The sequence below is a fragment of the Pseudomonas sp. B611 genome (genome assembly GCF_055407965.1).
Genome location: NZ_JBUZST010000003.1, coordinates 201875 through 228098 on the forward strand (window position 1 = coordinate 201875; position 26224 = coordinate 228098).

Consider the following 26224-nt stretch of genomic DNA (forward strand, 5'->3'; position numbering starts at 1 on the left):
GTTGCGGAATATCAGATATGAAACGTGAACACGTCAAAGCGCGCCATGCCGAGGGCCAGATCTCGGCCACCCATGTGATCCAGAATCCTGCCGACCTCGGCGAATGGATCGTGTTTTTCAAGAAAAGCGGCGGGCGCAGCTTTTTCCTGGTGGACGATCAGGATGAGGTCGAATCCTTCGCCAGCCTTGATGCGCTGACCGAGACCCTGCGCGGGCTGGGTATCAAGTTCGCTGAGGTCCACCTGTAGCCCGAAGGGTTACTTGCAGACCACCACTACGCTGCGGCTTTTGTAATTGCCGACGTCCTTGCCCAGGGTCTTGTCGCCCTCACTCAGGGCGGGCGTGCCCTCGGTGCCGACAATGCGATAACCGGTGCCGGCGCAAGACGCGTCAGCCTTTTCGTAGCAACTGGCCCACGAGTTGGCCTCGCCAGAGCAGTCGACGGTCAGGCCTTGCTCACCGTTTTTCAGATAGACGTCAGAGGTGGTGGTGCACCCGGCAAGCGCCAGTACCGCAGTCAGTGCCAGAATTTTGTTCATGGGTAGGTCGTCGTAGAGGTGTTGGAGGGTGCGCCGATACGCTTGTTGAGCGTCTGCGCAAGACTATAGCGAACTGCCACCAAGGTACAGGCAAGCACAAAAAAGCCCCGTTGACCGGGGCTTTTGCGCAAGGCGCCGAGGCTTACTTGCCTTTGGGGCGCTTGCTCGACGCGTGGCCGGCTTCATCCACAAACACTTCAGCAACCGCCGCCGCTTGGCTTTCGGTCGCAAAAGCCCCGGCGACGCTGTCGCCATGGAAGTTGATCAGGTGCCAACCGTCCGCACGCTTGGTGATCAGGTAGCCGTTTACGCCTTTTGGTTCTGACATCTATTGAGCATCTCGTGGTCGGGTTCAAGGGTGTAATGATAGCGCCAAATGTCGCGGCCCCGCGCAAGTTATTCCAATCCAATGTACAACCGCGAAAAGCGTGCTAAAAAGGTTGCAGCCCTTTAAAACACTGAGGGGCAGGCATTTTTTGCCCTGTTCGTGGTGACGCTCTCTTTAAGATAAGCGGAACTTACACCGACATTTTTTCTCTATGTTGACATCGCAACGCCAGCAGGACCCATTGTAAGGTGGCTGCGGCCTGATTAGACTGCGCCGAATTCCGTACGCACAGCCCTTTGTAAGGACTTATATGATCAAGAAATGCTTGTTCCCAGCAGCCGGTTACGGCACTCGCTTCCTGCCAGCGACCAAAGCCATGCCTAAAGAGATGCTGCCGGTGGTGAACAAGCCACTGATTCAGTACGGCGTCGAAGAGGCTCTGGATGCCGGCCTGAACGAAATCTCCATCGTGACCGGTCGCGGCAAACGCGCCCTGGAAGACCACTTCGATATCAGCTACGAGCTGGAAAACCAGATCAAGGGCACCGACAAGGAAAAATACCTGGTTGGCATCCGCAAGCTGCTGGACGAGTGCTCGTTCTCCTACACCCGTCAAACCCAGATGAAAGGCCTTGGCCACGCTATCCTGACCGGCCGCCCGCTGATCGGTGACGAACCGTTCGCCGTGGTACTGGCGGACGACCTGTGCGTCAACCTGGAAGGCGACGGCGTGCTGACCCAGATGGTCAAGCTGTACCAGAAATACCGTTGCACCATCGTCGCGGTTCAAGAGGTTGATCCTCAAGAAACCAACAAGTACGGCGTTATCGCCGGCGACGATATTGGTGATGGCCTGATCCGCGTGCGCGACATGGTTGAAAAACCAGCGCCGGAAGATGCCCCGTCGAACCTGGCGATCATTGGCCGTTACATCCTGACCCCGGATATCTTCAAGCTGATCGAAGAAACCGAGCCAGGCAAGGGCGGCGAAATCCAGATCACCGACGCCTTGCTCAAGCAAGCCAAAGACGGTTGCGTGATTGCCTACAAGTTCAAAGGTCGTCGTTTCGACTGCGGTGGCGCTGAAGGCTACATCGAAGCAACCAACTTCTGCTACGAGCACTTCTACAAGACTGGCAAGGCATACTGATTCACGGTTGCCAAACCTGTTTTAAGCGAAAGCCACCTTCGGGTGGCTTTTTCGTTTTTCAGCCTCATGTAAGTCGGTATGCTGATGTCCTGCCGAGGAGAGTGAAATGGCCTACGATTTTGACTTGTATGTAATTGGCGCCGGTTCCGGCGGTGTTCGCGCAGCGCGATTTGCTGCAGGGTTTGGCGCCAAGGTAGCCGTGGCCGAAAGCCGCTACCTGGGTGGCACCTGCGTAAACGTGGGCTGTGTGCCGAAAAAGCTTCTGGTGTACGGCGCGCACTTTGCCGAAGACTTCGAGCAAGCCAGTGGTTTTGGCTGGTCGCTGGGGGAGGCGAACTTTGACTGGGCGACCCTGATCGCCAACAAGGACCGTGAGATCAATCGTCTCAACGGTATTTATCGCAACCTGCTGGTCAACAGCGGCGTCACCCTGCACGAAGGGCATGCGCGGTTGGTGGATGCGCATCAGGTGGAAATCAATGGCGAGCGCTTCAGCGCCAAACATATCCTCATCGCGACGGGCGGCTGGCCGCAGATCCCGGACATTCCGGGGCGCGAACATGCAATCGGTTCCAATGAGGCGTTTTTCCTCAAGGAGCTGCCCAAGCGCGTGCTGGTGGTGGGCGGTGGCTACATTGCCGTTGAGTTCGCAGGGATTTTCCATGGCCTGGGGGCGCAAACGTCGCTGCTGTATCGCGGCGACCTGTTCCTGCGCGGCTTCGATGGTGCAGTGCGCAACCATCTCAAGGAAGAACTGACCAAGCGCGGTCTGGACTTGCAGTTCAACGCCGATATCGAACGCATCGACAAGCAGACCGATGGCAGCCTGAAGGCAACCTTGAAAGATGGCCGGGTGCTGGAAGCGGATTGTGTGTTCTACGCCACTGGCCGGCGCCCGATGTTGGACAACCTGGGCCTGGAAAACACTGGGGTCAAACTCGACAAGCGTGGTTTTGTCGAAGTGGATGACCTGTACCAGACAGCCGAGTCTTCGATCCTCGCCATTGGTGATGTGATCGGTCGCGTACAGCTGACGCCGGTTGCCCTGGCTGAAGGCATGGCAGTGGCGCGCCGCTTGTTCAAGCCTGAGCAATATCGCCCGGTGGATTACGCGATGATTCCGACGGCGGTGTTCAGCCTGCCGAACATCGGCACCGTAGGGCTGACGGAAGAAGAGGCGAAGGAGAAAGGGCACACCGTGCAGATCTTCGAAAGCCGCTTCCGGCCGATGAAGCTGACCCTGACCGACTGCCAGGAAAAGACCCTGATGAAGCTGGTGGTGGATGCCGACACCGACAAGGTGCTGGGCTGCCACATGGTTGGTCCGGATGCTGGCGAAATCGTCCAGGGCTTGGCGATCGCGCTCAAGGCGGGCGCGACCAAGCGGCATTTCGATGAAACCATCGGCGTGCATCCTACGGCGGCGGAAGAATTCGTCACCATGCGCACGCCTGTGGCGGGCTGATCAAGCGTCTGGCGTTGCCTCTGGTGCCGTTGCAACGACGGCCGCCAGGCGCAATGCCTCGATGCTGGCCTGGGCCTTGATCAGGTCCAGTTCCAGCGTCTTGTTCACTTGCTGGTGTTCGGCCAGCGCCTCCTGGCGTGACTGGCACTCCAGCACGGCTACGCGTAAGCGCTCCTGAAGCAGGCTGCGTTCGCCATCTATCTGGTTCACTTGTTCGTTCAGCTTGACCTGCTGGGCTTGGTCCTTGCGGGCCTGCTCCTGCGCGGTCGCCAGCTCCTTGGCTGTGACTCGGTGCTCAATCAGCAGCCGCTCGTTGTCGCGGTGCAGCTGGGTGATTTCATCCTGGCGCACCATGGCGCTCTGCTGAGCCTGGCGTAGCTCTGCCTGCACCTGTTGCAGTTGGCCCTCATGGCGGCGCTGTTCCTGCTCGCGCTGCTCCTTGATGGCCGTGCGGTAATGCTCCAGAGCGTCGCGGGCGTGCAGGTGTTTCTCTTCCAGCGAACGGATCTGTTCGTCCTTGTCATTGATACGCAGCTCGTAATCGCTGCACGCCTGACTAAGGCCTGCGTTACGGGTTTGCTCGGTCTGCAGGCTGGTGCTGGTGGTTTGCAAGGCAGCGCTTTCTTCGGCCAGGGCGGCGGCCTGGATATCAAATTGCTGCTTGAGCTGGCTGTGGGCAGCTTCCAGGGTTTCGACCTGGGCGAGCAGGGCGCTTTTATGTTGCTCAAATTGCGCCAGGGCCAAGTCAATGGGTTCTTGGGCTTTCTCTTTCAGGCGTTGCGCCAGGCGTGCGACCAGTTCACCCAGCTCGTCGTCGAGCGGTGCCTGGGTGATGGTGAGGCGCGATTCGCTGTCGTCCAGCTCCTTCAAGTAACGGTGAATCGTGGTTTTCGAGCCGGTATTGCCCATTTCGATGCGTACAGCATCAATGCTCGGGTTCTCGCCGCGAGCGAGGATCGCCAGGCGTGCCGTTTGAACTACTGCTTTGTTTATGCCGCCGCGCGCCATGGGGTCTCCGTCGATTTAGTACTGTGGTACGTAGTATGTAGATACATACTCTATCACGAATAAAAACTCGTTTAAATTCATAATCTGACAGATGGGATATTGGCGTATTATCCCGTGTGATAGACGTTTTAACCGCGTGAACACCCGCAAGCAGTACGAATAGGCCTCCCATGAGCGATCTGGACCGTTATCTCAATGCCGCCACCCGCGACAACACGCGGCGCAGCTACCGCGCGGCCATCGAACACTTCGAAGTGAGTTGGGGTGGCTTCCTGCCCGCCACCAGCGACAGCGTGGCGCGTTACCTGGTGGCCCATGCGGGCGTGCTGGCCGTCAACACCTTGAAGCTGCGGCTCTCGGCGTTGGCGCAGTGGCACACCAGCCAAGGCTTTCCCGACCCGACGAAAGCGCCGGTGGTGCGCAAGGTGCTCAAAGGGATACGGGCCGTGCACCCGGCACAGGAGAAACAGGCCGAGCCATTGCAACTCCAGCATCTGGAGCAGGTGGTGGCGTCGCTGGCAACGGAGGCGCAAGAGGCCACCCAAGCCCACGACCAGCCGCGCTTGCTGCGTGCAAAGCGCGACACTGCGTTGATCTTGCTGGGGTTCTGGCGCGGCTTTCGCAGCGATGAGTTGTGCCGCCTCGAGATCGAGCATGTGCAAGCCACACCCGGCGCCGGCATCAGCCTGTATTTGCCGCGCAGCAAAAGTGACCGCGACAATCTCGGCAAGACCTACCAAACCCCCGCGCTGCTGCGCCTGTGTCCAGTGCAGGCCTATAGCGAATGGCTCAGTGCCTCGGCGCTGGTGCGCGGCCCGGTGTTCCGCGGGATTGATCGCTGGGGCAACCTGGGGGAGGAGGGGTTGCACCCCAACAGCGTGATCCCGCTGTTGCGCCAGGCGCTGGAGCGCGCAGGTATCGCCGCCGACCTCTACACCAGCCACTCGCTGCGCCGGGGTTTTGCAACCTGGGCCCATCGCAGCGGTTGGGATCTCAAGTCGCTGATGAGTTACGTCGGCTGGAGCGACATGAAATCGGCCATGCGCTATGTTGAAGCGACGCCCTTTCTCGGCATGACCTTGGCGACGCAGCCGCTGCTTTAAGATTTCTTCTATTAATACAGTCACCTGATAGAGAAAGCCAATCGCGAGCATCAGCTTTGGCAATGAGCCATCTGCGTAGAGAGTGGGTAGGATTCACCCCATCAACTTGTTAAGCCCTTCTACAAAACCTGACGGAGAATCAACGATGCCTATCATCAACAGCCAAGTAAAACCGTTCAAAGCTACCGCCTACAAAAACGGCAACTTCGTAGATGTGTCTGACGCTGACCTGAAAGGCAAGTGGTCCGTGGTGTTCTTCTACCCAGCCGACTTCACCTTCGTTTGCCCAACCGAGCTGGAAGACCTGGCCGACAACTACGCCGAATTCCAGAAACTGGGCGTCGAGATCTACAGCGTTTCCACCGATACCCACTTTGCTCACGCTGCCTGGCACAACACTTCGCCAGCCATCGGCAAGATCCAGTACACCATGATCGGCGACCCAACCCTGACCATCTCCCGCAACTTCGACGTACTGATCGAAGAAGCCGGCCTGGCAGATCGCGGTACTTTCGTGATCAACCCAGAAGGTCAGATCAAGATCGTTGAACTGAACGACGGCGGTGTTGGCCGTGACGCCTCCGAGCTGCTGCGCAAAATCAAAGCCGCTCAGTACGTTGCTGCCCACCCAGGCGAAGTGTGCCCAGCCAAGTGGAAAGAAGGTGAGGCTACCCTGGCTCCGTCCCTGGACCTGGTTGGCAAGATCTAAGTCTGTGAAGCACCTCAGGGCGGAATACACCGCACCTTAAGTAAGCTGCATCCGCCCTCAAAAACGCCCGGGCGATATTCGCTCGGGCGTTTTTTTTACCGAATTAAAAGGAATCGCCCGTATGTTGGACGCCAATCTTAAAGCTCAGTTGAAGTCATACCTGGAACGGGTCACCCAGCCGATCGAGATCGTCGCCTCCCTAGACGACGGTGCGAAATCCCAGGAAATGCTTGCCCTTTTGCAGGACGTTGTCAGCCTCACCACGCTGATTACCCTGAAAACCGATGGCAATGATGCGCGCAAGCCATCGTTCTCCATCAACCGCCCGGGTGCCGAGATCAGCCTGCGTTTTGCCGGCATCCCGATGGGCCATGAATTCACTTCGCTGGTGTTGGCCCTGCTGCAAGTCGGTGGCCACCCGTCGAAGGCCAGTGTCGAAGTGATTGAACAGATCCGCGCCCTTAAAGGCGAGTTCAGCTTCGAGACGTACTTCTCGCTGTCTTGCCAGAACTGCCCGGACGTGGTCCAGGCCCTGAACCTGATGGCCGTGCTCAACCCGAATATCCGCCACGTCGCCATCGACGGCGCGCTGTTCCAGGCGGAAGTGGATGAGCGCCAGGTCATGGCGGTACCCAGCGTCTACCTCAACGGTGTGAACTTCGGCCAAGGCCGCATGGGCCTGGAAGAAATCCTCGCCAAGCTCGACACCAGCGGCATCGAAAAAGCCGCCGAGAAAATCAGCGCCAAAGACGCGTTTGATGTGCTCGTCGTCGGTGGCGGCCCGGCCGGTTCGGCAGCCGCTATCTATGCAGCACGTAAAGGTATCCGCACTGGCGTCGCCGCCGAGCGTTTTGGCGGGCAGGTGCTGGACACCATGTCCATCGAGAACTTCATCTCGGTGCAGGAAACCGAAGGGCCGAAACTGGCCAGCGCCCTTGAGGCCCATGTGCGTCAGTACGACGTGGACATCATGAACCTGCAGCGCGCCAGTGCTCTGGTGCCGGCGAAGAACCCTGGTGAATTGCACGAAATTCGCTTCGAAAGCGGTGCGACCCTCAAGTCCAAGACCGTGATCCTGGCCACCGGTGCACGCTGGCGTGAAATGGGCGTGCCGGGCGAGCAGGAATACAAGGCCAAGGGCGTATGCTTCTGCCCGCACTGCGACGGTCCGTTGTTCAAAGGCAAGCGCGTGGCGGTGATCGGCGGCGGTAACTCCGGCGTTGAAGCGGCCATCGACCTGGCCGGCATCGTCAGCCACGTGACCTTGCTGGAGTTTGACAGCAAGCTGCGCGCCGACGCGGTATTGCAGCGCAAGCTGTTCAGCCTGCCGAACGTCGACGTGATCACCAGCGCGCTGACTAGCGAAGTCAAAGGTGATGGTCAGAAAGTCACTGGCCTGGCGTACAAGGACCGTGATAGCGGCGAGTTCAAGACTGTCGATCTGGAAGGCATCTTCGTGCAGATCGGTCTGTTGCCAAACACTGACTGGCTCAAAGGCACTGTCGAGCTGTCGCCTCGCGGTGAGATCATTGTCGATGCCCGTGGCGAGACTTCACTGCCAGGCGTGTTTGCCGCCGGTGACGTCACCACGGTGCCGTACAAACAGATCGTGATTGCGGTGGGCGAGGGCGCCAAGGCTTCCCTGAGTGCGTTTGATCACTTGATCCGCACGTCGTAAGTGGCCTGACTGAAATGAAAAACCCCATGAGTGATCATGGGGTTTTTTATTTCTCGTTCCCACACTCTGCGTGGGAACGCATCCAGTGACGCTCCGCGTCACGCCACATAGTTACATGGGCGCTGGCTGGATAATCTCGACCCAGTACGCATCCGGGTCCTTGATGAAGGCCAGGCTCTTCATGCGGCCATCGCTCAGGCGCTTCTGGAAATCACAGCCCAGGGCTTCGAAACGCTCGCAGGCGGCAACGATGTCCGGCACGGAAATGCAGATATGGCCAAAACCACGCGGGTCGGTATTGCCGTTGTGATAGGCAAAGTCAGCGTCGTTTTCGGTACCGTGGTTGTGGGTCAACTCCAGGATGCCGGGGATCGACTTCATCCACTGCGTGCGCTCGGCCGCATCGGCCGGGATCTGGGACTTGTCCACCAGCGCCAGGAAGTACAGGCTGAATTCCGCTTCCGGGAAATCTCGCTTTTCAACCAGGGAAAAACCCAGGACGCGGGTGTAGAAATCCAGCGATTTAGTGATGTCCTTGACCCGCAACATGGTGTGGTTGAACACGAAGTTCGACGTGGCGGTGTCCGGCTGGGCGGTGACGCCCGGGAAAGTGTTCAGTTCGTGCAGGCTCATGGGCCCTCCAGAAAAAAATGGGGCAAAGCGGTCCCTTGGCTTGCGGCAAGCATCCGTGCAGCCGGGCCATGATACGCAAGGCCTGGCCAGTGCGCCAAATGAAAAAGGTCACGCCGCGCTTGCGGCCCATGGGGGCGGGGCTCAAACTTTGGTGCTGGAACCTTGGGTGTTTTTTGCAATGATCGAATTTCGTAAACCGTTGTTGAGCGCTGTGTGTGTGCTGCTGGCAAGTCCGTGGGTACTGGCGGCCGACCCGGAAATTCATTGGCCCAGTGGCTGGCAGGTTGAGGAAGTGGTGCCTGACGGCGAGTTACCGGCAAAGCCCGCGGTGGTATCACGCCAACGCGCGATCAAGAACGATGAAAATGGCACGACTTTGATGGTCATGGAGTTGACCGCTACACCCATTGAAACCGGGCACAAAGTTAATCTTCAAGGCGTGCTGCTGGAAATGCGCAAATCCATCCAGAAGGAGTTCGCTCAAGGCGGCTATCAAAGTGTGTGTAGCAAAATGCACTCAACGACATTGAGCCGCCTTGACGCACTGGAAACTACTTGCGTGATTACCGAAAACGGACGGCATGTGCTTTCGCAAACATTGGTGGGCGCAGTTGATATCGAAAAGGCGTATGTTTTTTCTTATGCAGGACAGGCGCAAGCCTACGAGACCAGCAAGGATGAAGTCACTTCCGTGCGCGACAGCCTGAAACTTTGAAGGCGTTGCATTGGTCGATTTTGAACAAAGTGAAATGTTAGTTAAGTTCGTTATCGAACCTGCAAAAAAGCCCCGCATGTGCGGGGCTCTTTGTTAGTGCGGTCTGATCAGCCGCGTAGCCAGGAATCTACAGTGGCGGCGCCGTACTGTTCTTTCCAGGCTTTGAGGCCGCGGTGGTTGCCACCCTTGGTCTCGATCAACTCACCGGTGTGCGGGTTGTGGTAAACCTTGACCACACGGGCGCGGCGCTGTTTGGGGGCGGCGGCGACAGCTGCACCAGCCTTGCCTGGGTTAGGGTCGAGGATGGAGATGATGTCACGCAGGCTTTTGCCGTAGCTTTTCATCAGCGCTTGAAGCTTTTCTTCAAATTCGATTTCTTTCTTCAGGCCAGCGTCATTCTTCAGGGTTTCCAGCTGGGCCAGCTGCTCTTGAAGGGCTTTTTCTGCTGCGCGAAATTCGGCGAGTCTGGACAAAATCTGTACTCCAATTATGTAGTTGGCTGATATCAACTGCAGGCAAAGCTATAAGCCAAAAGCTTTAAGGTGGCTCAAAAAAGAGACCTTTCTGCGTGTTTTGCACTGGCAGAAAAAATTGTAGTAGTTAATCCCTCGGGAGTAAATAACGTCTTTGTCTAAATAAGATTATTTCATGATGTTAGTCTGTGGCTATTCAATGGCGTGCCAGGGACTCGATGAATTCATCGCAGGGTAACGGCCGACCGAACAGATAGCCCTGTAGGAAATCCACGCCTTGTGCCGCCAGGTACTCGCATTGCTCCGCTGTTTCCACGCCTTCGGCGACTATGCCCAGGTCGAGCTTGCCGGACAATTCTATGATGCTGTCGAGAATATGCCGCGAGAGTGCATCTACACCGATCATGGCGACAAAGCTTTGGTCGATTTTCAAGTAATCGACATTGAAGTTGCGCAAGTAACCCAGGCTTGAATGGCCGGTGCCGAAGTCATCAATGGCGATCAGCACCCCTAATTGGTGCAGGGCATCGAATAACTGGCGGGTGATATCGGTCGGCGTGATCAATTCGCGTTCGGTCAACTCCAACACCAACGTGACCTGGCCAGGCGCGAAGGCGGCGAGAAACTCACGGCAATCTTGCACCAGGTCCAAGTCCTGGCAATGGCGTGCGGTGATGTTCACGCCGATGTGGAACCCCGGGCAAAAGCGCCCGGCATGGGGCGCCAGTTGCGCAGCGGTCTGGCGCAGCAACGAGCGGGTCATGGGGACGATCAGGCCGGAATGCTCGGCCAAGGGAATAAACAAGTCCGGGCGTACGAGGCCTTCCTTCGGATGCTGCCAGCGCATCAAGACTTCACAGCCAGCCCATTCGCGGGTGTCGCCACGCACGACCGGTTGGAAATAGGGAATGAACTCGTTCGCGGCCAATGCCCGTTGCAGTTCATGTGTCGGCGCCGAAGAACGCTTCTGCAGCCAATGCGCGAGGAGGCCGGCCAGTATGCCGAAGAACACCAGCAGGCTGAAGAACCCCGGGTATCGAGCCTCCATATAGCGCCAAACTTCGCCTGCCGGCATACCGGCTTCCACGCTGTAGTCATAGCGCGTCGACGCCAAGTGCTGATGGGCCACGGCAAACTGCGGCACGGCGGTGTCGTGCACCTTGCCATCAGCCCCCAACCAGTGCGGGCCGACTTGCAAGACCAACTGCGCGTAGCGGCTGATCAGGCGCAGGGCGTTGGTCAGGTGGTAGCCGTCAATCGAGGCAAACGCCGCTTTATCACCCTCCACCAGCCGATAAACCAGCAATGCGGTATCGGGTGTGACCGGGTTGCCATTCATCAGCCACAGGCGGCCATCCACGTAGTCGTCCGGGTTGACCTTCGACGCGTAAGTGTCACCAAACAGTGAGCTGCAATAGATGTTCTTCTGCCAGGACAAGGTGGTTGCGCGCACAAACGGCCGGCGCGTGACCTGCTCGCGCAGCGCCAGTTGTGCAGCACTGTCACACGGCTGGCCCGCCAGCGGCAGCAGGGCCTCGGCGGCGAGCGCCGTGTTGTCGAGCATCAAGTCGAATTGGCGCACGGCTTCATGGGCGGTTTGCGCGGTGCTTTGTTGAAGGCTGCGTTCGGCTTGCCAATACAAGATCACCACGCCAAGGGCGATCGGCAACACGGCACTGAGGGATGTGATCAGGTAGCGATTGGCACGGTTTCGCGGGCCGTTGAGAGTCAGGGGCATTGGGGGCACGGCCTGTTGCAGTATGAAAAAAACGCCGGAGGGCACATCAGCTTGATTCGATGATAGTTGGCCGGGCCAGAATTAGCTTGCCCTACCTGGCCGTTCGGTCAGTAGGCGCCGTCAGAATAAACACGCTGCGCCACTTGGATAAACGCCAGGGTCGCAGGGGATGACTGGCGCCGGTCCAATACCGCTAGCCCGATGGGGCGAACGATTGCCGGGGCCAGCGGGCGGGAGACGTAGCGTGGGTCCGCCACGTGAGGCAACGACCCCTCAGCCACCAGGCTCACACCGTCACCCCGGCTCACCGCTTCAAGGGTACTTAACAACTGAGCACAGCGGAAACGCACTTTCGGCACCAGCCGTGCGCTGTTGAACACCCGCGTTACCAGTTCTGCCGAGCCGGCTTCGGTCAGGATAAAAGGGTCGTCGCACAACGCCTCCAGGGCAATGGCCGGGCGAGATGCCAGCGGATGATCGGCAGGCAGCAGCGCCACCAATTGATCCTCGAACAGCGCGAACGTATCGAAACGCTCCTGTTCCAGCACCACAAACCCAACGTCGATGCGCCGCTCGTCCAGCCACTGCATCACCTGGCGATCCGGGCCCTCATCGATATGCACCTCGATCCCTGGATAAGCCAGGCGAAAACGCGCGAGGACCGGCGGCAGCAACCGATTGGACGACGTGGGCCCGAACGAGCCGATGCGCAGCGTGCCGCGTTTCATCCCGCGGGCATCGGCAGCCTCTTGTTGAAGGGTGTTGGCCAGGCCGAGTATGGCCCGGGCGCGCAGCAGCAGTTGCTGGCCGATGTCACTGAGCTCTACTTGGGACTGGTGACGGCGGAACAGTTCCACCCCCCATTCCTGTTCCAGCGCCTTGATGGCGTGGGACACCGCCGATTGGCCGATGCCCAGGCGGTGAGCCGCACTGGTAAAACCTTGCAGTTCGGCCACCAGGGAGAAAATTTCAAGTTGGGTCAGGGTCATGAGCAATCACTCATTTTACGATGATCGGGTATTAGTCGAAGAATACGTCAGTCCTTCTACTAGCCGAGCATTGATTGATGAATTTTTCCGCAGACCATTGCACCTATTGGAAACTCGCGGCCGTGACGATGATCTGGGGCGGCACTTTTGTCGCCGGTCGTTACCTGGCGGCGAGTGTCGATCCGCTGCTGGCGGCCAGCCTGCGCTTTGTCGCGGCCAGCCTGGCGTTGTTGTTGTTCATGGCTTTTGCGCGAATCCCCCTGGTGTGCCCGCGCCCGGCGCAACTGCTGCGGTTGGCGTTGTTGGGCTTCTGCGGGATCTATGTCTACAACCTGTGTTTTTTCTATGCCCTGCAGTCCATCAATGCGTCGCGGGCGTCGCTGATTGTCGCGTTGAACCCAGCCGTGATCGGGCTGGCGTCGTGGCTGTTGTTCAAGGAGCGTTTCAGCCGGCTCAAATGGCTCGGAATTGCCCTGTGCCTGGGCGGTGCGGCGACCGTGATCGTCAGTCGCAACCCGCAACTACTGCAAGGCAGCGCGCAGGCTTGGCGGGGCGACCTGTTGATTTTCGGCTGTGTGCTGGGGTGGGGCGTGTACTCGCTGTGTTCACGGGGGCTGAACCACAGCCTGGGGCCGTTGCAGACGGTGACTTGGTCGATTCTGCTGGGCACGGCGATGTTGGTCATTACCACGCTGGCCACGGGTCGCTTGACCGTGGAGGGGCTCAGTGCAATTCATTCGCCCCAGGTGTTCAGCCTGCTGTACCTCGGGGTGCTTGGCTCGGCCCTGGCGTATATCGGATATTACGATGGGCTGCGTCGCATCGGTGCCACCCGCGCCGGCGTGTTCATCGCACTCAACCCGCTGACCGCCGTGGTCTGTGGCGCGTTGTTGCTGGACGAGCCGTTGACCTGGCCGATGCTGGGCGGCGGTGTGGTGATCCTGCTGGGTATCTACCTATGCAATAAACCCCTTGCGCAGGCCAGGGCTATGGGGATTTGATAAGAGTACGGACAAACGCGGTTACGCTGTGTAGAATCGATTTACGCATACAAGAATATGGACTTGCGCTCACGCAAGCCTCGGCCGTCAGAGACTGATGCAACCATGAAGCTACTGGGCTCCCCCCTCATCTTTGGTGACTTCCTCGCCCGCACTGTGCGAGGCCTTTCCTGTGCGCCACCTTCCGACCTCATCCTTGCTCGCAATTAACCCTGTGTTTATTACAAGAATGATGAGGTGCCACCATGGCAGATCTATACGAAAACCCAATGGGCCTGATGGGCTTTGAATTCATCGAGTTCGCCTCACCGACGCCGGGCACCCTGGAGCCGATCTTCGAGATCATGGGCTTCATCAAGGTCGCGACCCACCGCTCCAAGAACGTCCACCTGTTCCGCCAGGGCGAGATCAACCTGATCCTCAACAACGAACCCAACAGCATCGCCTCCTACTTTGCGGCCGAGCATGGCCCGTCGGTGTGCGGCATGGCGTTCCGCGTCAAGGACTCGCAACAGGCCTACAACCGCGCGCTTGAGCTGGGCGCCCAGCCGATCCATATCGAAACCGGGCCGATGGAACTGAACCTGCCAGCCATCAAGGGCATCGGCGGCGCGCCGCTGTACCTGATCGACCGTTTCGGCGAAGGCAGCTCGATCTATGACATCGACTTCGTCTTCATCGAAGGCGTGGACCGCAACCCGCAAGGCGCGGGCCTCAAGGTCATCGACCACCTGACCCACAACGTGTATCGCGGCCGCATGGCCTACTGGGCCAACTTCTACGAAAAACTGTTCAACTTCCGTGAAGCGCGCTATTTCGACATCAAGGGCGAATACACCGGCCTGACCTCCAAGGCCATGAGTGCCCCGGACGGCATGATCCGCATCCCGCTCAACGAAGAATCGTCCAAGGGCGCGGGCCAGATCGAAGAGTTCCTGATGCAGTTCAACGGGGAGGGCATCCAACACGTGGCGTTCCTCACCGAAGACCTGGTCAAGACCTGGGACGCGCTGAAGAAGATCGGCATGCGCTTCATGACCGCGCCGCCAGACACTTACTACGAAATGCTCGAAGGCCGCCTGCCAGACCACGGCGAGCCGGTGGACCAGTTGCAGGCACGCGGCATCTTGCTGGACGGCTCGTCCATCGAAGGTGACAAGCGCCTGCTGTTGCAGATCTTCTCGGAAACCCTGATGGGCCCGGTGTTCTTCGAATTCATCCAACGCAAGGGCGATGATGGGTTTGGCGAGGGCAACTTCAAGGCGCTGTTCGAGTCCATCGAGCGTGACCAGGTGCGTCGTGGTGTGTTGACGGCCGACTGACCGTTTTCAACGATGAAAAAGCCCGGTAGAGGAAGCCCTCTACCGGGCTTTTTGCTTTCTGGCATGGAACGTTCGCGCGGTTGCGGTGCACAGAGGCCACAGGGCAGCAGGAATTAACCTGCCCCGCTGACAAGAGATCTTCGCCATGAACACAATCGCCTCCGCATCGGCGTCTTCGTTTGGACCGCAAGTGCACAGTGAGCCCATCCGCTCAAAGCGCAATATCGCGTTTACCGGGGGTTGGCAGGCTGCCAACAACGCGCGCAAAACTTTCATTGAAACTATTCAATCGGAATTTCGGGATGGCACATTGAGTGCCAAAGGGAAAGAACTGGCGGAAGGGTCATTAACCCGCAGCGCCCAAGGCACGCCTGGCATGCAGGTCACCACTTTTGCGGTGGACGGTTTGCAGGCCAATGACATCGTGGTGATCAAGCGCGTACCACCCAGCGCCGAAGGTACGAATTTCGTATTGTATGTACCCGAGGAACCAGGGCCATCCTTACACGAATTCAACACGCGTGAAGAGATGACTTCCTGGGTCAAGGAGCAAGCCGGTGATCCCGAGCAACAGGAAAAATTTGCCGCCCATTTCCCGTCGCAGAACAGAGAAGATGTCAAGACGACGCTGACTCAGTTTGTTGATAACGATGTCAACGCGGTGGTCGGAAGCTACGGTTATGAAAAAGGCGACATTTTCACCCGCTTGAGTAAAGACGTCACCGAGCCGCCTGTGCCCGTCCGGGGTTTGAGCAATACATCCTTCAAGGCGTTCGATAAAAGGGGTCGGCCAACCTATAAAGGGTATCTGCGGGATGGTACGGAGGTGATCTACAAGTACGATTCGTACGGAAACCTGCATGGCGCAAGCGGCAAAAACACGTTCTATTTTGTACAGAACGGACTGAACAACAGTGATGCTCCACTCGAGCCGATGACGCTAAAACGTTGGGTCCGCCGGATCCAGGCTCAATCGATGGACAATGTTGGGGCAAACAATCTGGCTGGGATGTTTCATGAGTTCACCAGGCAGCTACGCAACCCCGGGGAAGGGCTGGCAACCGCGTTGATGGCGTTCGGCGTGCCTTCAGACGTTGCCCACTCCATTGAAGAAATTGTCAAGAATCCGGTCAAAGGCACGTTACTGCAATTGAACCATGACAACCGACTGGGCAAGCTTTTTGGCGTAAACAAGGACACGATGGACAAGTGGCTTGAAAAGGTCGGCGGTGAAGTCCAAAGCCTGATACCCCGGTACGGTGCAGTCAGGGACAGACTTGAAGCCTTTGCAGACATCCTGGAGAAATATGGCCCACCAGCTCCAGACACCGATACCAAAGTGGCTACGTAAGCCTGCAAAAGGGGTACGGACGCCCCCCATCAAGTCCTGCGCTGACGCACCAGATGCTTGAACCCCTCATACACCAACACCATCACCGCCAACCAGATCGGGATATAGGTCAACCATTCCCCGGCTTTGATGCCTTCCCCCAGCAACAATGCCACGCCCAGCAACAACACCGGCTCAACGTAGCTGAGCAATCCGAACAGGCTGAACGCCAACAAGCGGCTGGCAATGATGTAGCTCACCAACGCGGATGCACTGATAACCCCCAGTGTGGGAATCAATGCGTAAAGCTTCGGATGGGTGTCCAACACGGCAAAACCCTGCTCGCCGCTTTGCACAAACCACCACGCCACCGGCAGCATCAGCGCCATATCCAGCCAGAGCCCGCCCAGGTGGTCAGTCTTGAGAAATTTGCGCACCACGAAATAAACCGGGTAGCCGATGATTACCACCAGCGTTGCCCACGAAAAACCACCGGCCTGGTACAACTCGTTCAACACCCCAAGGCCCGCAAAAAACACCGCCAGTTGTTGCAGGCGCGACAGTTGCTCACCCCATACCAAACGACCGGTCAACACCATGGTCAGTGGCAACAGGAAGTAACCCACCGATACATCCAGGCTGCGACCATTGAGCGGTGCCCACATGAACAACCACAACTGCACCCCCAACAACGCTGATGAAACCAGCACGCCGGCGATCAGCTTCGGCTTGGCCGCCAGCACCCGCAGCAGTTCCCACACCCGCCGCCATTCGCCGCTGACAACCATGAACACCGTCATGCACGGCACGGTCAGCAGCATGCGCCAGCCGAAAATTTCCAGGCCGCTCAAGGGCGTGAGCAGTGACGTGAAGTAATACATCACGGCAAATAACACCGAGGCCAAAACCGATAACACCACACCTTTAGACACGCAGTCCTCGCGAAAACCGATTGATACAAGAGAGGAGGGGATTATGGAGCTTTTGGCGTGAGAGGGTTGCGCTGTTTTGGGGCGTTTTTCAGGAAAATTTCTCGCACCGCCCTGTTGTTGTGGCGAGGGAGCTTGCTCCCGCTGGGCTGCGTAGCGGCCCCAAAATTTTGGGAGCGCTGCGCACTCCAGCGGGAGCAAGCTCCCTCGCCACAACAACTTCTCTCACCACAGTGGATCAGGTTAGGGGCGGGCAATGCGGCCCGAGACGAAATGGCTGACATCGTTGAACCCAGGCGTAGACGAATGCCCCGGCGTGACCAGCGTATCGATAAAAACTTCATCCTCAGCCGTGATCTGCACATCCAGCGCGCCGGTGTAGGCGTCCCACTGCGCCTCGGTGCGCGGCCCGACGATTGCCGAACTCACTGCCGCATTGTTCAGCACCCAGGCAATCGCAAACTCGACAATCCCCACGCCGCGCCCCTGGGTGTATTGCTGGATTTGCTGGGCAATGCGCAGTGACTCCACGCGCCATTCGGTTTCGAGGATGCGTTTATCCTGGCGCGCAGCCCGGCTGCCGGGTTCTGGCGTGACATCCGGCGCATATTTGCCGCTGAGCACACCCCTGGCCAACGGGCTGTAAGGCACCACACCCAAACCGTAGGCTGCCGCTGCAGTGATCTGCTCGACCTCGGCCTGGCGGTTGACGATGTTGTACAACGGTTGGCTGATCACCGGCTTGTCCACGCCCAGGCGCTCAGCCACGCGAATCACTTCGGCGATGCGCCAGCCACGGTAGTTGGACAGCCCCCAATAGCGGATCTTGCCCTGGCGGATCAGGTCGCCAATCGCCGACACCGTGACCTCCAGCGGCGTGTCGTGGTCTTCGCGGTGCAGGTAGTAGATGTCCAGGTAGTCGGTGTCGAGGCGGGTGAGGCTGGCTTCCAGCGCGTTGAAGATACGCTTGCGGTTCAGGCCGCTGCGGTTGGGCAGGCCGTCCGCAGGGCCAAAGCCGACCTTGGACGCCACCACCCAATCCTGCCGATGGCGGGCAATGGCTTCGCCCACCAGCTCTTCGGAGCGGCCAGCGGTGTAGACGTCCGCCGTGTCGATAAAATTGATGCCCTGGTCCCAGGCCTTGTCGATGATGCGTAGCGAGTCCTCGGTGCTGGTCTGTTCGCCAAACATCATGGTGCCCAGGGTCAAGGCGCTGACTTTCAACCCGGACTGGCCCAACGTGCGATAAATCATGGATAACTCCTCCTGGTCGTGAAACGTGAGCCATGCAATACCAGACTCGAGCGCTCTGGAACAAGCCCTGCACGCGTTTCTTCATGCACTCAGCAAGGCCTGGCAACGCGCCTGTAAAAACCGCTGGAGCACTTTCACCCGTTCCGACACCTGTAGCCGATGGGGGCACATCAGGTTGAAGGGCGCCGGTTCCCCCTGCCAGTCCTCGAACAACGGCACCAGCCGGCCAGCACTGATATCACCGACCACATCGAGCCGGGCCTTGTAGGCAATGCCGTGGCCGGCCAGGGCCCAGCGGCGCACGATCTCACCGTCGTCGCTGAGAAAATCCCCGCTCACCTCGACCTCCTGCAACTGCGTGCCCCGCTGAAAGCGCCAGGTCTTGCTCACCTGGCCCTGGCGCATGTAACACAGCGCGCTGTGCCGGGCCAGGTCCTTGGGCTCAAGCGGCGTACCGTGGCGTGCCAGGTAAGCGGGGCTGGCGCAGGCGACGCGGCAGTGCTCGGTGGCGATGGGCAGCGCCACCAGGCTGGAATCCTGAGGCACACCAAACCGCAGGGCGATGTCCACGGTTTCACGGAACAGGTCGGCGTTGCTGTCATTGAGCAGCAATTGCAGACGGATATTCGGGTGCTCGGCCTTGAACTCATCCAGCCAGCCCAGCAGCACATTGCGTCCGAAATCCGACGGCGCCGCCAGTTGCAACAGGCCGCTCAGGCCCTGGCTTTGCTGCTTGAGCGCCAGCTCACCTTCCGCCAAGGCCGCCAACGCCACGCGCACGCTGTCGAGGTAGCGCCGGCCTTCTTCGGTCAGGCGCATGCTGCGGGTGGAGCGGGCCAACAGGCGCATGCCCAAGCGGGTTTCCAGGCGCTTCAAGGCAATGCTGGCCGCCGCCGGGGTGAGACCAAGCCCACGGGCGGCTGCAGACAAGCTGCCGGTATCAGCGGTACGCACGAAGACTTCAAGGTCGAGAATTGAGCTCACTTGTAAAAATCCTTTAAAGATCTTGTCGTTTTACCGGGATTTTTCGCTGATTGCCAAGCTGGGAAGATGAACGCTCACTTTTCAACCAGGACATTTCTCCATGACTTCTTCCCTCAACGGCAAAACCGTCATCGTCATCGGCGGCAGCAGCGGCATTGGCGCCGCCGTGGCCAAGGCCGCTGCTGCCCGTGGCGCACAGGTGGTATTGGCCGGGCGGCGCCTGGCGTCGGGTGGCGAAAACGGCCTGCGCAGCGAGCCGGTGGACGTCACCGACGCCGCCTCGCTGCAACGCCTGTTCGACAGCGTCGGGCGCTTTGATCATTTGGTCTACACCTCGGGGCCGAGCGTGCGCGCGAAAACCCTGGCCGAGACCGACCTGGACGAAGCCCAGGACAACTTCAATGTGAAGCTCTGGGGCGCGCTGCGGGCGATCCAACTGGCGCTGCCTTACCTCGACGCACACGGCAGCATCAGCCTGACCTCCGGGCAACTGGGCCGCAAGCTCGTGCCGGGGCAGTTCATCAAGGTCGGCATCAACGCTGCCACCGAAGCACTGGGCAAGCAATTGGCCAAGGAGTTGGCGCCGCGCCGGGTCAATGTGATCAGCCCGGGGGTGATCGACACGCCGGCGTATGCAGGGTTGGCTGAGGAACAGCGCCTGGCGATGTTCGCCAAGGCGGGCGGCGCGTTGCCGGTTGGGCGGGTAGGGCGGGCAGAGGAAGTGGCGGCGGGTTATGTGCTGGCCATGGAGAATGGCTTTATGACCGGTGCGGTTATCGATATCGATGGCGGCGGCCTGCTGTAAACCCAAATAAACCTGTGGAAACCGGCTTGTGTGGGAGCTGGCTTGCCTGCGATAGCGGTCATTCAGTCAATACATCCTTGAATGATCCACCGCTATCGCAGGCAAGCCAGCTCCCACATTGACCGTGTCAGGCCTTGAGGGTGCGGGTCATTCGGAGCGCCAGCACACTGCCGGCCACAATCACCGCTGCCAGCAAGTACAACGCAATATCCGTAGACCCGGTGGCATCCTTCACAAACCCGACGATATACGGGCTGAGGAACCCGGCCATCTGCCCCATCGAGTTGATCAACGCCAAGCCACCGGCCGCCGCGCCGGCACTCAGCATCGCGGTTGGCACTGGCCAGAACATCGGCAGGCCGGTCAGGGCGCCCATCGTCGCGATGGTCAGGCCCAGAATGGCGATGGCCGGTGTGGTGGCGAAATTCACCGCGATCAACAGGCCCACGGCGCCCATCAGCATCGGCACCACCAAGTGCCAGCGACGCTCCTTGCGCAAGTCGGCAGAGCGGCCCACCAGCAACATGAACACCGCCGCCAGCAGATACGGGATCGCGCTCAGCCAGCCGATCACCAGGTTATCGCTGAAGCCCAGGTTCTTGATGATCGACGGCAGCCAGAAGTTGATCGCGTACACACCGCTCTGGATGCAGAAGTAGATCAGGCCGAAGGCCCAGATCGCCGGGTTCTTGAATACTTCAGCGAGGGAGTCAGTAGTGGTTTTCGGTTTGTTGGCCAGGTCGGTGGCCTGGTCGGCTTCCAGCACGGCACGCTCGTGGGGCTTGAGCCATTTGGCATTGGCGAAGCTATCGCTGAGCAGGAAGTAGGCGAGACCACCAAGGATCACCGTCGGCACGCCTTGCAACAGGAACATCCACTGCCAGCCCGCGAGGCCACCTTGGCCGGCGGCGAAGTGGTTGAGGATCCAGCCGGAGAACGGGCTGCCCAGCAAGCCGGACACCGGGATAGCCGACATGAACAGCGCCATGATCCGCCCACGGCGGAACGTGGGGAACCACTGCGAGAGGTACAGCACCACACCGGGGAAGAAGCCCGCTTCGGCGGCACCGGTAAACAGGCGCAGGGTGTAGAAGTGTGTGGGCGTGGTGACGAACAGCAGGCACGTGGACAACGTCCCCCACACGATCATCATCAGCGCAATCCAGCGACGTGGGCCGAATTTGGTCAGCGCCAGGTTGCTCGGCACGCCACACAGCACGTAGCCGATAAAGAAGATCCCGGCTCCCAGGCCGTAGACGGTTTCGCTGAACTTCAAGGCATCGAGCATCTGCAACTTGGCAAAGCCAACGTTTACCCGGTCGAGGTAATTGAACAGATAGCAGATAAAAATGAAGGGGATCAGGCGCAGGGTGATGCGCTTGTAGATGGCGTTTTTATCGTCATCGGTGGCCAGTGCGGCAGTGGCGCTCTGTGACATGGCAATCTCTCTTTATTATGATTTTTTGCGATGCGAGGTTAACGTTGATCGCCCAAACAGTCTCGGCGACGTGATGGGGTACTGTCTTTGTGCCCACGCACAGCGAAGGACCCTTTGCGCTGTGCCAGTGAACAACCACCTTTCAGGAAGTTAGCCCCATGTTCGAGCTCGATCATGACTTGGCGCAGGATATTGTCGATCGCACCATGGCCATCCTGCCCTATAACGTCAATGTCATGGACAGTCAGGGCCTGATTCTCGGCAGCGGCGAGCCAGAGCGCATCAACACCCGCCACGAGGGCGCGCAATTGGTACTGGCCAATGGGCGCGTGGTGGAGATCGACGGCCAGACCGCCAAGCACCTCAAGGGCGTGCAACCGGGCATCAACCTGCCGCTGCTGCACGACCAACGCCTGATCGGGGTGCTGGGCATCACCGGCGAACCGGAAGGGCTGCGCACCTACGCCGAACTGGTGCGCATGACGGCTGAAATGCTTGTCAGCCACCGTCACCAGCAAGTCGAACAACAATGGCGGCGCCAGCGTTGCGATGACCTGCTGGCGTTGCTGCTGGCCGAAACCGGCGACTCCCCGCGCCTGGTGGACGAAGCCCAACAACTGGGGCTCAAGCCTCAGCTGGCGCGCACGCCTTACCTGTTTGAACTGGGCCCGGGCCAATCGGCAGAAGCCCTGAGTGCCTGGCTGACCGCGCGTTACCCGGACAGCTGGTGTGTCAGCTCGGCGCAGTTTTCCCTGCTCTGGTGCCGGCCAGCGGCGGCGCAGGTGGACAACCCACGGTTGTTGGAAAAGCTCGAAGGCGCAGGCTGGAATATCCTGCGTGTCGCCGTCGGCGGGCAGGCGGATGGCCTGGCCGGCCTGCGCCGTTGCTACCGTAGGGTCGGCGACTTGCTCGCCTACGGCCGCGATGTACTGCCGCACTCCCGCCTGCTCACCCTCAACCGATTTCGACTGCCGGTGATGCTCTGGCGCCATCGCAACGATGACGCCCTGGACGAGTTGCTCAACCCCCTGCGCAAAGTGCTGGCCAAGGACAGCAACGGTCAATTGCAGGCGACCCTGCGCAGTTGGTGCGAACACGACGGGCAAAGCCAGGCCTGTGCCGACGCGCTGGGTATCCACCGCAACAGCCTGCGCTATCGCATGGAGCGCATCGCCGAACTCAGCGGCGTCGATCCGCTGACCCTCGATGGCATGCTCGCCCTCTATCTCGGCGTGCAACTCTTGCCCCAGGCTTTGTAGGAATGAACAACAAAGCCAAAGCGCACTTGTGCATCCGACCGGCGTTATTGTCGCTGCCAACTGGCAGCATGGGCGTTATAAAAACCGGAGAAAGCCCATGAAAATCATCATCGCCCCCGACTCGTTCAAGGACAGCCTGAGCGCTGAAGGCGTCGCCCAAGCCATTGCGGCAGGCTTGGCCGAGGTCTGGCCGGATGCGCAGTTGGTGCAATGCCCCATGGCGGACGGTGGTGAAGGCACGGTTGAGTCGGTGCTCGCGGCGTGCAACGGCGAGTTGCGCAGCCAGAAGGTACTGGCTCCGCTGGCCGGCACGGTTGAAGCCCGTTGGGGCTGGTTGGCCGACAGCCACACGGCAATTATCGAGATGGCCGAAGCCAGCGGCCTGCAGCTGGTGCCGCCAGGGCTGCGCGACGCCTGTGCCAGCACCACATTTGGCACCGGCGAACTGATCCGCGCCGCCCTCGACCTGGGCGCCCAGCGCATCATCCTCGCGATTGGCGGCAGCGCCACCAACGACGGCGGCGCCGGTGCGATGCAGGCGCTCGGCGTGCAGTTGTTCGACGCCGAAGGACACGCCTTGCCCCCCGGCGGACTGGCCCTGTCGCGCCTGGCCCGGATTGATCTTGAAGGCTTGGACCCGCGCCTGGCCGACGTGCGTTTTGAAATCGCCGCCGACGTCAACAACCCGTTGTGCGGCCCTCACGGCGCTTCCGCCATTTTCGGCCCGCAGAAGGGCGCCAATCCCGAGCAAGTCCAACAACTGGACGCCGCCCTCAGCCACTTCGCCGACCACTGTGCCCAGGCCCTGGGCAAAGACGTACGCGACGAGCCCGGCAGCGGCGCAGCCGGTGGCCTTGGGTTTGCGGCCAAAGCCTTCCTTGGCGCGCAATTTCGCCCCGGCGTCGAAGTTGTCGCCGACCTGGTCGGCCTGGATGCCGCCGTGCAAGGCGCCGACCTGGTGATCACCGGCGAAGGCCGCTTCGACGCGCAGACCCTGCGTGGCAAGACGCCATTTGGCGTGGCTCGCATCGCGAAGCAGCACGGCGTGCCCGTGATCGTCATCGCTGGCACCCTGGGCGATGGCTACGAACAGATGTACGCCCACGGCGTGGATGCAGCGTTCGCCTTGCCTTCCGGGCCGATGAGCCTGGAGCAGGCGTGCCGCGAGGCGCCGCGGTTGTTGCGCGAGCGCGCGGCGGATATTGCGCGGGTGTGGCGGGTGGCTGCGCGGGGCTGATAGAGGCAACCGCCAGCGCCGTGACAGATCTGTCGATAATTACTATGATCCGTGCTTACTTTGAATCCCGGCCGACCTGGCCGGGCACGTTGGAAGCCGATCATGCAGATCAAGCGTTTTACCCTCGTCAATTTCCGCGGTATCGAGAAGATGGAGCTCGATTTCGAGGGTAAGCAGACTGTCGCTTTGGTGGGCGTCAATGGGGTGGGCAAGTCTTCGATTCTGGATGCGTTGGCGATAACGTTGTCGAATTTGACTTCACGGATCGTGGGCAAGGCTTCAAAGTCCAGAGCGTTATCAAAAGATGACATCCGTGCGACCTCTGATTACACAAGGTTAGAAATCACTACGAGCTTGCTAAATCAGCCACGCACTGAGGATTTACGCTGGGCAATTGCCTTGAACAAAAAGGCAGGGAAGCACCCAGCAGAGCGTAGCAGCGATCTTTTGGCGTTGAACTTCAAGGCTGACGAACTTGAGTATGGAATCCGACATTACGAATCAGGATTTGATATCGGAATAGCCCTGCCTCTAGCGGTTTACTACGATGTACACCGTGCTGTGTTGGATGTCCCTCTACGCGTTCGCGAAAATCTGGTGAACGCCATTGCTGAGGGCTATGACGAAGCGCTTGGCCATGGCGGTGCAGACTTCAAGCGATTCTTCATATGGTTCCGAAATCAAGAAGATCTCGAAAACGAAAATCGCCGGGATACTCCGGGCTATCGAGACCCTGAACTATCCGCTGTGCGCAAAGCAATTGAGACTTTTACCGGATTCAGAGATGTTCGGGTGCGTCGTAAACCCGCATTGAGAATGACCGTTCTAAAAGGCGAGCTTGAATTCAACGTCTTGCAGCTTTCTGATGGTGAGAAGTGCCTGCTGGCAATGGTTGGCGATCTGGCGCGAAGACTCACACTGCTGAATCGCGCAGTATTTGACCCGTTGGAAGGAAAGGGCGTCGTCCTCATCGACGAACTCGACCTGCACCTCCATCCAGGCTGGCAACGCACCGTCGTCGCCAACCTGGAAAAAACCTTCCCCAACTGCCAATTCATCATTACCACCCATTCCCCACAGATCCTGGGTGAACTGCCGGCCGAGTCCATCATTCTTTTGAAAGATGGTCAGTATCTGGGCCATCCAGAGCGCTCGCTGGGCCTGCGCAGCGGCGAAGTGATCGAAGAACTGATGGGCGGGTATGCCCAAAACCAAGCCGTCAGCCAGCAGCTCAGAAAAATCTATCGCGACCTGGACGACGACAATCTTGAATCTGCCCAAGCCAACCTTGTGCAATTACGTGAGCGGGTCGGGAAAATCCCTGATGTCTTGGAGGCCCAAGCCAACATCGACTCCCTGAGGTCATTGGAAGAGGGCGAGGCGTGAGGTCGATCAAAAAGGGGGCTGAGCCACGGGCCTTGATTGAATGGCGCAGGGAAAACCGCGACACACCGCAAAACCTGTTTTACGGCAAGGGCAGCAGCTTTCCTAGTGAGGAGGTGCGTCAGGCGCTCTTGAAGGAGCAGTTTCATTTGTGTGCCTATACCCTGCGTCGATTGCCGACAACGGCGCAATGCCGGGGAAAGGATCAGGGCACGCAATTCAGTTGCCACATAGAGCATGTCCTCCCACAAAAACACCACAAGACTGAAAGCATTGCCTACACCAATCTGGTCGCGTGCTACCCGTCCAGCCAAGCCAAGGTTGCGTGCGGTTATGGCGCAGTGCAAAAAGATGACTACGATTCAGCCAGGCAGCCATTCGTTTCTCCGCTGACCGCCAATATCGAAGGCTATTTTCGGTACACCAGCGATGGCTACGTCGAAGGCCTGACGCCCGAGGCCGTTGCAACTGTCGACGTTCTCAAACTCAATCACCCAACACTCGTCAATGATCGTGCCGCGGTCATCAAAGGCCGGCTGAAACCACGCGGCATATCTATTTCTGCCGCCACCGCCCGACGACTTGCTGACGAAGTCGACACTCCAGACGCCCAGCACTGCCTTCCCGAATACTGCCAGGCACTCAAGCAACAGGCAGAACGCCACGCGTTGCAGCTAGAGAAACGTGCCGCCCGTGTGCGCGGCCAGGCGCGGCCCTGAAGGCCTACCCCCACTCACGCTGAGCATGGGACAAT

The 26224-nt window shown here is 59.3% G+C and carries 26 protein-coding genes; 15 read left to right on the forward strand and 11 right to left on the reverse strand.

Annotation, left to right across the window (positions count from 1 at the left end; all coding sequences use genetic code 11):
• Positions 1-17: 17 nt before the first annotated feature.
• Positions 18-248, forward strand: a complete 231-nt coding sequence (locus tag ACZRMO_RS09185; protein ID WP_124524695.1) for a hypothetical protein — start codon at positions 18-20, stop codon at positions 246-248.
• A 9-nt stretch (positions 249-257) separates the two neighbouring features.
• Here the strand turns inward: ACZRMO_RS09185 and ACZRMO_RS09190 are convergent, their stop codons facing one another.
• Together ACZRMO_RS09190 and ACZRMO_RS09195 are read right to left on the reverse strand one after the other, a co-directional pair.
• Complete coding sequence (locus ACZRMO_RS09190; protein WP_026136449.1) at positions 258-539, reverse strand: hypothetical protein; 282 nt, start codon at positions 537-539, stop codon at positions 258-260.
• A gap of 142 nt (positions 540-681) precedes the next feature.
• On the reverse strand, positions 682-867 hold the full coding sequence (locus tag ACZRMO_RS09195) for a hypothetical protein (protein WP_017734216.1): 186 nt from the start codon (positions 865-867) through the stop codon (positions 682-684).
• Positions 868-1177: 310 nt separating this feature from the next.
• On the opposite strand from ACZRMO_RS09195, the gene galU reads away from it, so the two are divergent.
• The gene (galU, locus tag ACZRMO_RS09200) at positions 1178-2017 is read left to right on the forward strand and encodes a UTP--glucose-1-phosphate uridylyltransferase GalU (RefSeq protein ID WP_003212579.1); all 840 of its coding nucleotides are present in this window, start codon (positions 1178-1180) and stop codon (positions 2015-2017) included.
• Between the two features lie 106 nt (positions 2018-2123).
• Positions 2124-3482, forward strand: coding sequence for a glutathione-disulfide reductase (gorA, locus tag ACZRMO_RS09205; protein WP_463972650.1), 1359 nt, complete (start codon positions 2124-2126; stop codon positions 3480-3482).
• Here gorA and ACZRMO_RS09210 read toward each other — a convergent pair whose 3' ends face one another.
• On the reverse strand, positions 3483-4490 hold the full coding sequence (locus ACZRMO_RS09210; protein ID WP_463972651.1) for a DNA-binding protein: 1008 nt from the start codon (positions 4488-4490) through the stop codon (positions 3483-3485).
• 170 nt (positions 4491-4660) lie between these two features.
• On the opposite strand from ACZRMO_RS09210, the gene ACZRMO_RS09215 reads away from it, so the two are divergent.
• From ACZRMO_RS09215 to ahpF, 3 genes are all read left to right on the forward strand, one after another.
• Positions 4661-5593: a site-specific integrase gene (locus ACZRMO_RS09215; protein ID WP_463972652.1), complete on the forward strand. Its 933-nt coding sequence runs from the start codon at positions 4661-4663 to the stop codon at positions 5591-5593.
• Between the two features lie 145 nt (positions 5594-5738).
• A complete protein-coding gene (gene ahpC, locus ACZRMO_RS09220) occupies positions 5739-6302 on the forward strand; it encodes an alkyl hydroperoxide reductase subunit C (protein WP_010210361.1) in 564 nt (187 codons plus the stop codon).
• A gap of 121 nt (positions 6303-6423) precedes the next feature.
• Positions 6424-7980, forward strand: coding sequence for an alkyl hydroperoxide reductase subunit F (gene ahpF, locus ACZRMO_RS09225; protein ID WP_124524699.1), 1557 nt, complete (start codon positions 6424-6426; stop codon positions 7978-7980).
• A 111-nt stretch (positions 7981-8091) separates the two neighbouring features.
• Here the strand turns inward: ahpF and gloA are convergent, their stop codons facing one another.
• Entirely contained in the window at positions 8092-8613 is a 522-nt protein-coding gene (gene gloA, locus ACZRMO_RS09230; protein ID WP_448185226.1) for a lactoylglutathione lyase, read from the reverse strand.
• Positions 8614-8791: 178 nt separating this feature from the next.
• Between gloA and ACZRMO_RS09235 the strand changes: the two genes are divergently transcribed.
• Positions 8792-9328 carry a DUF4946 domain-containing protein gene (locus tag ACZRMO_RS09235; protein ID WP_463972846.1) on the forward strand — a complete coding sequence of 179 codons (537 nt, stop codon included), beginning with the start codon at positions 8792-8794 and terminating at the stop codon, positions 9326-9328.
• Between the two features lie 107 nt (positions 9329-9435).
• Here ACZRMO_RS09235 and ACZRMO_RS09240 read toward each other — a convergent pair whose 3' ends face one another.
• The 3 genes from ACZRMO_RS09240 to ACZRMO_RS09250 form a co-directional block, all read right to left on the reverse strand.
• Positions 9436-9801, reverse strand: a complete 366-nt coding sequence (locus ACZRMO_RS09240; protein WP_124524701.1) for a histone-like nucleoid-structuring protein, MvaT/MvaU family — start codon at positions 9799-9801, stop codon at positions 9436-9438.
• A gap of 196 nt (positions 9802-9997) precedes the next feature.
• Complete coding sequence (locus tag ACZRMO_RS09245; protein WP_463972653.1) at positions 9998-11539, reverse strand: EAL domain-containing protein; 1542 nt, start codon at positions 11537-11539, stop codon at positions 9998-10000.
• Positions 11540-11646: 107 nt separating this feature from the next.
• Complete coding sequence (locus tag ACZRMO_RS09250; RefSeq protein ID WP_463972654.1) at positions 11647-12528, reverse strand: LysR family transcriptional regulator; 882 nt, start codon at positions 12526-12528, stop codon at positions 11647-11649.
• 77 nt (positions 12529-12605) lie between these two features.
• On the opposite strand from ACZRMO_RS09250, the gene ACZRMO_RS09255 reads away from it, so the two are divergent.
• The 3 genes from ACZRMO_RS09255 to ACZRMO_RS09265 all read left to right on the forward strand — a co-directional run bounded on the left by ACZRMO_RS09255 (position 12606) and on the right by ACZRMO_RS09265 (position 16202).
• On the forward strand, positions 12606-13529 hold the full coding sequence (locus ACZRMO_RS09255; protein ID WP_463972655.1) for a DMT family transporter: 924 nt from the start codon (positions 12606-12608) through the stop codon (positions 13527-13529).
• A 245-nt stretch (positions 13530-13774) separates the two neighbouring features.
• Entirely contained in the window at positions 13775-14851 is a 1077-nt protein-coding gene (gene hppD / locus ACZRMO_RS09260; RefSeq protein ID WP_463972656.1) for a 4-hydroxyphenylpyruvate dioxygenase, read from the forward strand.
• Positions 14852-14996: 145 nt separating this feature from the next.
• A complete protein-coding gene (locus ACZRMO_RS09265) occupies positions 14997-16202 on the forward strand; it encodes a dermonecrotic toxin domain-containing protein (RefSeq protein WP_463972657.1) in 1206 nt (401 codons plus the stop codon).
• A gap of 29 nt (positions 16203-16231) precedes the next feature.
• On the opposite strand, the gene rarD is transcribed toward ACZRMO_RS09265, so the two are convergent.
• The 3 genes from rarD to ACZRMO_RS09280 all read right to left on the reverse strand — a co-directional run bounded on the left by rarD (position 16232) and on the right by ACZRMO_RS09280 (position 19348).
• Positions 16232-17113: an EamA family transporter RarD gene (gene rarD, locus ACZRMO_RS09270; protein WP_463972658.1), complete on the reverse strand. Its 882-nt coding sequence runs from the start codon at positions 17111-17113 to the stop codon at positions 16232-16234.
• 240 nt (positions 17114-17353) lie between these two features.
• Positions 17354-18364, reverse strand: a complete 1011-nt coding sequence (locus tag ACZRMO_RS09275) for an aldo/keto reductase (RefSeq protein WP_463972659.1) — start codon at positions 18362-18364, stop codon at positions 17354-17356.
• A gap of 81 nt (positions 18365-18445) precedes the next feature.
• The gene (locus tag ACZRMO_RS09280) at positions 18446-19348 is read right to left on the reverse strand and encodes a LysR family transcriptional regulator (protein ID WP_463972660.1); all 903 of its coding nucleotides are present in this window, start codon (positions 19346-19348) and stop codon (positions 18446-18448) included.
• A gap of 100 nt (positions 19349-19448) precedes the next feature.
• Here ACZRMO_RS09280 and ACZRMO_RS09285 point away from each other — a divergent pair, with 100 nt between their 5' ends.
• Positions 19449-20153: an SDR family oxidoreductase gene (locus ACZRMO_RS09285; protein ID WP_463972661.1), complete on the forward strand. Its 705-nt coding sequence runs from the start codon at positions 19449-19451 to the stop codon at positions 20151-20153.
• A 127-nt stretch (positions 20154-20280) separates the two neighbouring features.
• Here the strand turns inward: ACZRMO_RS09285 and ACZRMO_RS09290 are convergent, their stop codons facing one another.
• Positions 20281-21591, reverse strand: coding sequence for an MFS transporter (locus tag ACZRMO_RS09290; RefSeq protein WP_463972662.1), 1311 nt, complete (start codon positions 21589-21591; stop codon positions 20281-20283).
• Positions 21592-21749: 158 nt separating this feature from the next.
• On the opposite strand from ACZRMO_RS09290, the gene ACZRMO_RS09295 reads away from it, so the two are divergent.
• The 4 genes from ACZRMO_RS09295 (at position 21750) to ACZRMO_RS09310 (ending at position 26189) form a co-directional block, all read left to right on the forward strand.
• Complete coding sequence (locus ACZRMO_RS09295) at positions 21750-22850, forward strand: sugar diacid recognition domain-containing protein (RefSeq protein ID WP_463972663.1); 1101 nt, start codon at positions 21750-21752, stop codon at positions 22848-22850.
• 97 nt (positions 22851-22947) lie between these two features.
• Complete coding sequence (locus ACZRMO_RS09300) at positions 22948-24087, forward strand: glycerate kinase (protein WP_463972664.1); 1140 nt, start codon at positions 22948-22950, stop codon at positions 24085-24087.
• Between the two features lie 102 nt (positions 24088-24189).
• The gene (locus tag ACZRMO_RS09305) at positions 24190-25473 is read left to right on the forward strand and encodes an AAA family ATPase (protein ID WP_463972665.1); all 1284 of its coding nucleotides are present in this window, start codon (positions 24190-24192) and stop codon (positions 25471-25473) included.
• Entirely contained in the window at positions 25470-26189 is a 720-nt protein-coding gene (locus tag ACZRMO_RS09310) for an HNH endonuclease family protein (protein ID WP_463972666.1), read from the forward strand. The genes ACZRMO_RS09305 and ACZRMO_RS09310 overlap by 4 nt, the downstream gene beginning before the upstream one ends.
• The last annotated feature ends 35 nt before the right edge of the window (positions 26190-26224 follow it).